Genomic DNA, 7,919 nt, shown 5'->3' with positions numbered 1-7,919 from the left:
AGTCCGAAACGGTCAGGCCGGGCGCTTCAGGCGTCCGGCGACGGCGCCCCATGAAGCCTTGATCATGCCGACCAGGCCGCTCGGGTAGGCCAGCATCACGCCGATGATCAGCACCGCCGTGATCATCGGCCGCCACGCGCCGAAATCGGCCATCCATTCGGCGAAGATCGTCAGCACGAAAGAGGCGATGATGGCGCCGTAAATAGTGCTGGTGCCGCCAAGCAGCACCATCGACAGGATGATGGTCGCAAGGCTCATGCCGAAGACGTCGATCGAGGCATTGCGCTGGTAGGCGGCGTAGAAGGCGCCGGCGATGCCGGTGAAGAAGGCGCTCGCGGCAAGCGTCAGCATGCGCTGGCGCACGATCGAGACGCCGCGGCTGATGGCGTATTCCTCATTGTCGCGCAAGGCGACGATGCTGGCCCCGGTGCGTGAGCGCACGAACACGCGCAGGAATAGGGTGCTCGCCACCAGCAGCGCCAGCGCGATGTAGAAATAGGCTGATTTGCCGTCACGGACCATGTTGTGGTCGAACACGTATAGCCCGGGAATGCGCACCAACCCTTGCGTGCCGCCGGTGATGGCGGACTGGCTGATGATTACCTGCATCACCAGCTGCGCGAAGCCGAAAGTGACCAGGATGATGTAGATGCCCTTCAGCCGCAGGATCGGGATGGTCACCAGGATCGCCGCCAGGGTGGCGATGACACCGCTGGCAAACAGCGCGATCCACGGGTCGAATTCGGCCAGCTTGGTGAGCAGGCTGTAGGCATAGACGCCGATGCCGAACAGCGCCAGATGGCCGAAATTGAAGACGCCGCCATAGCCGAGGCTGAGGTCCCAGTTCGAGGCGACGATCGCATAGATGAAGGCCATGATCAGGATGTGGCGGGCATAGGTGTCGCCGAAGATCAGCGGCAGCAGTGTCAGAAAGGCGAAGCCGAGCACGAAGCCGATGGCCTCCTGCTTCCACGGCGTGCGGCCGGGAGCGATCGGGGTTGCCGCCTCTGTGTGGCTAAGGGTGATCGGCGATGTCGTGTCGGTCATGCTAGGCCTCGGGAGCGGCTGGCAAAGATGCCCTCGGGGCGCACCATCAGGGTCAGGATCAGCACGCCGAACAGCAGCGCCGGCGTCCAGTACAGGCCGAAATAATAGCTGCAGGCGGCCTCGAAGAAGCCGATCAGATAGGCGGCGAAGATCGGTCCCGAGATGCTCGATATTCCGCCGAATACGACGACGATCAGCGCCTTGAGCAGCGGGTCGCTGCCCATCACCGGCGACATGAAACGATAGCCGCCCATGAAGATGCCGGCGAGGCCTGCAAGCGACGCGGCAATGGCGAAGGCCAGCCCATAGAGCGCGGTGACGTTCAGCCCGACCAGATGGCTGGCATCTTCATTCTGCGCCACGGCGCGCAGCGCCAGCCCGAGCCGCGTGCGGTTGAGGAACATCCAAAGTGCGGCCAGGATCAGCGGCGTGATGACGATGATGGCGATCTGGTGCAGGGAGACGCCGACGCCGCCGATGGTGGTGTTGCCGGTGATCAGCGCCGGGATCTGCTTCGAGCGCGGTCCCCAGATGGTCAGCGCGCCGTTCTCGATCAGCGACCCGGCTGCCAGCGTGGTGATGACGACGACCAGCACGATGTTGGGTCGGCCGATCAGCGGCCGCACGACACTCGCCTGCAGGATCCAGCCGACGCCGGCCATGACGACGACGGCGATGGGAAAGGCGACCGCCGCCGGCAGGCCGAGTTCGACCAGCTGCCAGGCGATGTAGGCGCCCAGCATCATGAACACGCCATGGCTGAAATTGAACACGCCGATCGTCGTCCAGACCAGAGCCAGCCCGACCGCCATCATGGCGTAGAGCGAGCCCTGGAACAGGCCGCCGAACAGGATTTCCGCCAATGCGCTCATCTTCGGATTTTCCTAATGGCCAAAATACATCGACATGATCTCGCCGTGGTCGAGGCTTTCGCCCGGCTTGATCTCGGTCGCAACGGCGCCATGGTTGACGAGGTAGAGTTGCTGCGTCAGTTCCAGCAGGAATTCGATGTCCTGCTCGACGACGATGAGCGGTACGCCGCCGCGCGAAATGTCCATGACGGAGGCGCAGAGCTCGTCCTTGATCTTGGGCGCCAGCCCCAGCGTCGGCTCGTCGAGGATCAGCAGGCGCGGATGGCTCATCAGCGCCGTGCCGATCGACACCATCTGGCGCTCGCCGCCCGACAGCGTGCGCACGCGCTGGCGCCAGCGTTCCGCCAGTTTCGGGAACAGCTTGACCACCTTTTCGCGGTTTTCCGCCTCATGCGGCCGGGCCCGCGGCGAATAGGCGCCGAGCGCCATGCAGTCGGCGATCGAGAGATCGGGAAACAGCCGATTGCCTTGCGGCACATGGATCAGGCCGGCGCCGACGATGGCGCGTGCGCTGTGGCCGACAATGTCTTGCCCGTCGAACAGGATGCGGCCGCTCTTCGGCTGCAGAAGCCCGGAGATCGCACGCAGCAGCGTCGTCTTGCCATGGCCGTTGGGGCCGAACAGGCCGACATTGCCGAAACGGCCGGCCTCCAGCGAGATATCGTGCAGCACGGTGACGCGGCCATAGCCGGCGGTGACGCCTTCGACGCTGAGAATGGGATTCACGCCGCCGACCTCCTCGTGCCGAGATAGGCTTCGATGACGTGCGGATCGGCGATCACGCCTGCCGGATCGCCGGCGGCCAGGACGCGGCCATTGTTGAGCACCAGCAGATGCTGCGAAAGGCTCATCAGGAAAGTCAGCACGTGCTCGATCAGAAGGATGGTGATGCCGCGTTCGGCGGTGCGGCGGATCAGGCCGATCGACGTCTCGATCTCGGGTTTGGTCAGGCTCGATGCCGGCTCGTCGAGCAAGAGCATGCGTGGCTGCATGGCGATCGCCGTGGCAAGCATCAGGCATTTGCGCTCGAACACGGACAATTCGCCGGCAAGCCGGCCGAACGACTGGGATCCCAGGCCGACGAACTCCAGCGCCTCGGCGGCGGCATTGCGGGCCGTGGCCGCTGTCTTTTCCTGCTTGCCGTAGCTGGCGCCGATCAGCGCGTTCTCGAACACGGTCAGCCCGTCGAAGCTGGTCTCGCGCTGAAAGGTCCGGGCAAGGCCGAGGCGCGCGATGGCGTGTCCCGATTTGCCGTTTATGGCAATGCCGTCAAAGCGGATCTGGCCCCGGTCGGGCCCGAACGGGATGCCGGTGATGATGTTGAACAGCGTGCTCTTGCCGCTGCCGTTCGGGCCGGCGATACCGAAGATCTCGCCGGCCTCGACCTTGAACGACACGCCATCGACGGCCTTCAGCGAACCGAAGGCCTTCGACACGTCGTCCAGTTCAAGCAGGGCCATTCCCTACTTCATCCAGGGCTGGAGCTTGAAGGCGCCGGTGGCATATTTCTCAGGCGAGATCAGCGTGCGCTGGCCATCCCAGATCTGGAAGAAGGTGATCGGAATATAGTCGTCGCCCTGCGTGGCAAGGTGGGTGGCGGGATCGAATTTCAGCCGCCCTTCCGCGACCTGCTTGTCGGTCTCCGACAGCGCCTTCATGATCGCCGCATGGTCGGATGCGCCGCCGACCTTCTTGACCGCGTCGAAATAGACATTGGTCATTTCGTAGAGGCCGACGCCGTAGGTGCCGCTCTCGACGCCGTATTTTGCCTTGAACTTGGCTGCCACCTCATCGGCGCGCGGGTTCTTCGGCGTCGTCAGCGCGCCGCCGAGCAGGTTGTAGATGACGCCATCCGATTTCTTGCCGGTCAGCTCGACGAATTCCGGAACGCTCGGCGCGTATTGCAGGAAGACGAGGCTCTTGGTCGGCTGCTCGAGGAACTGGTTGAGGAACGACGCCGAATTGCCCGGCAGATAGTCGGTGTTGATGACGACATCGGGAACGTTCTCGCGCACCTTGGCGAGGATCGAACGCCAGTCGGTCACTTCGCCGAAGGGTACGATCTCGTCGACGGTGATGGTCCAGCCCTTGTCCTTGAAGGTCTTCTTCATGCCTTCGGAGATGGTCTTCGAATAGGCGTTGTCGGACGAGATGATGGCGACCTTCTTGGTCGGCAGGGTGATCTTGCCGTCGGCCGCGAGCTTCTCGACGAACAGGGTGACGTCGGTGTTGTAGGCGTCGAAGGAAGGCGTCAGTGACCAGCAGCACATGTATTTGTCGGGGCTCGGCGCGATGATGTCCCTGGTCTGCTGCGAGGTGGCCGCCAGCATGTAGGGCATTTCCGCCTCGGCCATGTTGTCGATCTCGAAATTGGTCAGGCTGGCATAGCCGGTCAGCATGAAGTGCACGCCCGGATCGCCAAGCAGGCGTTCGACGGCGCTGGTGACGTTGCCGGCGGACTGATCCTTGACGTCGCCGACCACCAGTTCGAACGTATCCCCGGCAACGCCGCCGGCTGCGTTCGCTTCGTCGATGGCCATCTGCACGCCGCGCTGGAATTCCTGGCCGTCCGCCGCGGCAGGGCCGGTGAGCGGCGCAAGCAGGCCGATCTTGACGACGTCGGCAAAGGCGGGGGCGGCTGATGCGGCAAACATGCCGATCAACGTCGTGCTCATCAGCTTATGGCGGATTCGACTTGCGGCGGATTTGGGCTTCATCGTGCTGTTCCCTGTTTTCCTCCCGTTCATCGGGAGTTGGATAATTGACAATCTACGCATAATTGTTCTTATTTGAAAAGGATTTTTCAACGCAACCTGGCCGGGAACAAGGTTCCCGCAAAGGTATGGAAGCCGTGGCGCTTTGCTGCGCAACTGCATTAAAACAGGGCAATTCCCGACGGAGCGGACAATGACGATCTCGCAGAAGACCCTTGAAACCAGCCACGGCAAGATCGCGGTGCGTGAGACCAGCGGCCAGGGAACCGCTGTCATGCTGATCCACGGCAATTCATCTTCCAGTGCCGTTTTCCGCAACCAGTTGGACGGCCCGTTGGGCGAGCGATATCACCTCATCGCTCCCGACCTGCCCGGTCATGGAGCGTCCGGCGATGCGATCGATCCAGAGCGTTCCTACAGCATGGAAGGCTATGCCGATGCCATGACCGAAGTGCTCGGGCTGCTCGGCATCGACAAGGCCATCGTCTTCGGCTGGTCGCTCGGCGGCCATATCGGGCTTGAGATGATCGACCGCTTTCCCGGCCTGCTCGGCTTGATGATCACCGGCACGCCGCCTGTCTCGCCCGAGGAGGTCGGCAGCGGATTCAAGCCGAGCCCGCATATGCATCTCGCCGGGCAGGAGACCTTCACCGGCGCCGAGGTGGAGGCCTATGCGCGCAGCACTTGCGGCGAGCCGTTCGAGCCGTTTCTCATCGACACGGTGGCGCGCACCGATGGACGGGCGCGGCGCCTGATGTTCGAAAAGTTCGCGGCCGGCACTGGCCGGAACCAGCGCGAGATCGTGGCCGGCAAGACGCCGCCGATCGCCGTTCTGAACGGCATCGACGAGCCATTCGTCAACACCGATTTCGTCTCGGCTGTGAAATTCTCCAATCTATGGGAAGGCAAGGCGCATCTGCTCGACAAATCCGGCCACGCGCCGTTCTGGGATTCGCCCGATCGCTTCGATCCGGTCTTCGCCCGCTTCCTGGCGAGCGTCGACAGAGCGTAGGTCCGTCGGAAAACCGGCGCCACGGACCCGCCTTCGCGTTGGGTGGGTGACAATCACGCGCATCTGCCGTATATTGACATAAACATATCCTTATGTGACATGAAAAGGCCTGTCGCCAAAGGGATAAAAAATGTCGCAGAATTCTGCCTCGCTGGACGCATTGTTCGGCCCCGTCGCGGCAAAACCGGACGGCTCGGAAGTGCTTGCCGCGCTGACAGCGGCGGCACGCGAGCGCATTCTCATCCTCGACGGCGCCATGGGCACGCAGATCCAGGGCCTCGGGTTTAACGAGGACCAATTCCGCGGCGAGGCTTTCGCCGGCTGCGCCTGCCATCAGCAGGGCAACAACGATCTCCTGATCCTGACCCAGCCCGGGGCGATCGAGGAGATCCATTATCAATACGCCATCGCAGGCGCCGACATCCTGGAGACCAATACTTTCTCCTCGACCTCGATCGCCCAGGCCGACTACGGCATGGAAGATGCCGTCTATGCGCTGAACCGCGATGGCGCGCGGCTGGTCAGGCGCGCCGCTGTTCGGGCCGAGCAGCAGGACGGCAAGCGAAGGTTTGTCGCCGGAGCGCTCGGGCCGACCAACCGCACCGCCTCGATGTCGCCCGACGTCAACAATCCCGGCTATCGCGCCGTGACCTTCGACGATTTGCGCCTCGCCTATGGCGAGCAGCTGCGCGGGTTGATCGATGGCGGCGCCGACATCATCCTGATCGAGACCATCTTCGACACGCTGAACGCCAAGGCGGCGATCTTCGCGGCGGAAGAGATCTTCATCGAGAAGGGCGTGCGCCTGCCCGTGATGATATCGGGCACCATCACGGACCTCTCCGGCCGCACGCTGTCGGGCCAGACGCCGACCGCCTTCTGGCATTCGGTGCGGCACGCCAGCCCCTTCACCATCGGCCTCAACTGCGCGCTCGGCGCCAACGCCATGCGAGCGCATCTGGCCGAAATATCCGGTGTCGCCGACACCTTTGTCTGCGCTTATCCGAATGCCGGCCTGCCCAACGAATTCGGCCGGTATGACGAAAGCCCGGACTTCATGGCCGCCCAGATCGAGGATTTCGCGCGTGAGGGACTGGTCAATGTCGTCGGCGGCTGCTGCGGCTCGACGCCGGAGCACATCCGCGCCATCGCCGAGGCGGTGCGGAAGTATCCGCCGCGCGCCATTCCGGACATTGAGCCCAGGATGCGCCTGTCCGGGCTGGAGCCATTCACGCTCACCGACGAGATCCCCTTCGTCAATGTCGGCGAGCGAACCAATGTCACCGGCTCGGCCAAGTTCCGGAAACTGATCACGGCGGGCGACTATGTCGCCGCGCTCGACGTCGCCCGCGACCAGGTCGCCAACGGCGCGCAGATCATCGACATCAACATGGACGAGGGTCTGATCGATTCGAAGAAGGCCATGGTCGAATACCTCAACCTGATCGCCGCCGAGCCGGACATCGCCCGCGTTCCTGTCATGGTCGACAGTTCGAAATGGGAGATCATCGAAGCCGGCTTGAAATGCGTGCAGGGCAAGCCGCTGGTCAACTCCATCTCGATGAAGGAGGGCGAAGAAGCCTTCCTGCATCATGCCAGGCTGGTCCGCGCCTATGGCGCCGCCGTCGTCGTTATGGCCTTCGACGAGGAAGGCCAGGCCGACACCAAGGCGCGCAAGGTCGAGATCTGCACCCGCGCCTACAAGCTCCTGACCGAGCAGGCCGGCTTCCCGCCCGAGGACATCGTCTTCGATCCCAATGTCTTCGCCATCGCCACCGGCATCGAGGAGCACGACAATTACGGCGTCGACTTCATCGAGGCGGCCGGCGAGATCACCGCGACGCTGCCGCATGTCCACATTTCCGGCGGCGTGTCGAACCTGTCTTTCTCGTTCCGTGGCAACGAGCCGGTGCGCGAGGCCATGCATGCCGTATTCCTTTACCATGCCATCCAGCGCGGCATGGACATGGGCATCGTCAATGCCGGCCAGCTCGCCGTCTACGATACGATCGAGCCTGATCTGCGCGAGGCCTGCGAGGATGTCGTGCTCAACCGCGCGCCGAAGGCCGGCGGCACCGCCACCGAACGCATGCTGGAGATCGCCGAACGCTTCAAGGGCACGGCCGGCAAGGAAGCGCAGGAGCGCGATCTCGCCTGGCGCGAATGGACTGTCGAACAGCGGATCAGCCACGCGCTGGTCAACGGCATCACCGAATTCATCGACGCCGACACCGAGGAAGCGCGGCTTGCCGCCGAGCGGCCGCTGCATGTCAT

General features: G+C 63.4%; 7 protein-coding genes. 2 read left to right on the top strand and 5 right to left on the bottom strand.

Annotated elements, in window-relative coordinates:
• Positions 1–12 precede the first annotated feature (12 nt).
• From EN925_RS14015 to EN925_RS13995, 5 genes are read right to left on the bottom strand one after another with little or no spacing between them, the layout of a single operon-like run.
• Positions 13–1,047 (bottom strand): branched-chain amino acid ABC transporter permease, encoded by a 1,035-nt coding sequence (locus EN925_RS14015; protein ID WP_127370283.1) that lies wholly within the window; start codon positions 1,045–1,047, stop codon positions 13–15.
• On the bottom strand, positions 1,044–1,919 hold the full coding sequence (locus tag EN925_RS14010) for a branched-chain amino acid ABC transporter permease (RefSeq protein WP_063170049.1): 876 nt from the start codon (positions 1,917–1,919) through the stop codon (positions 1,044–1,046). Before EN925_RS14010 ends, EN925_RS14015 begins: the two co-directional genes overlap by 4 nt.
• Positions 1,920–1,931: 12 nt before the next feature.
• Positions 1,932–2,645 carry an ABC transporter ATP-binding protein gene (locus tag EN925_RS14005; RefSeq protein ID WP_013530211.1) on the bottom strand — a complete coding sequence of 238 codons (714 nt, stop codon included), beginning with the start codon at positions 2,643–2,645 and terminating at the stop codon, positions 1,932–1,934.
• The gene (locus EN925_RS14000) at positions 2,642–3,379 is read right to left on the bottom strand and encodes an ATP-binding cassette domain-containing protein (RefSeq protein WP_127366362.1); all 738 of its coding nucleotides are present in this window, start codon (positions 3,377–3,379) and stop codon (positions 2,642–2,644) included. Before EN925_RS14000 ends, EN925_RS14005 begins: the two co-directional genes overlap by 4 nt.
• A gap of 3 nt (positions 3,380–3,382) precedes the next feature.
• The gene (locus EN925_RS13995) at positions 3,383–4,636 is read right to left on the bottom strand and encodes an ABC transporter substrate-binding protein (protein ID WP_127369918.1); all 1,254 of its coding nucleotides are present in this window, start codon (positions 4,634–4,636) and stop codon (positions 3,383–3,385) included.
• Positions 4,637–4,826: 190 nt separating this feature from the next.
• Here EN925_RS13995 and EN925_RS13990 point away from each other — a divergent pair, with 190 nt between their 5' ends.
• Together EN925_RS13990 and metH are read left to right on the top strand one after the other, a co-directional pair.
• Positions 4,827–5,645, top strand: coding sequence for an alpha/beta hydrolase (locus tag EN925_RS13990; RefSeq protein ID WP_127384498.1), 819 nt, complete (start codon positions 4,827–4,829; stop codon positions 5,643–5,645).
• Positions 5,646–5,775: 130 nt separating this feature from the next.
• Positions 5,776–7,919: methionine synthase (gene metH, locus EN925_RS13985; protein ID WP_128336626.1), on the top strand; the 2,144-nt coding region annotated here is incomplete at its 3' end.

The organism is Mesorhizobium sp. M7A.F.Ca.US.006.04.2.1 (assembly GCF_004022915.1).
GTDB lineage: Bacteria > Pseudomonadota > Alphaproteobacteria > Rhizobiales > Rhizobiaceae > Mesorhizobium > Mesorhizobium ciceri.
The sequence above is the reverse complement of the archived record's forward strand: the minus strand, read 5'-3'. Positions and strand labels throughout refer to the sequence as shown.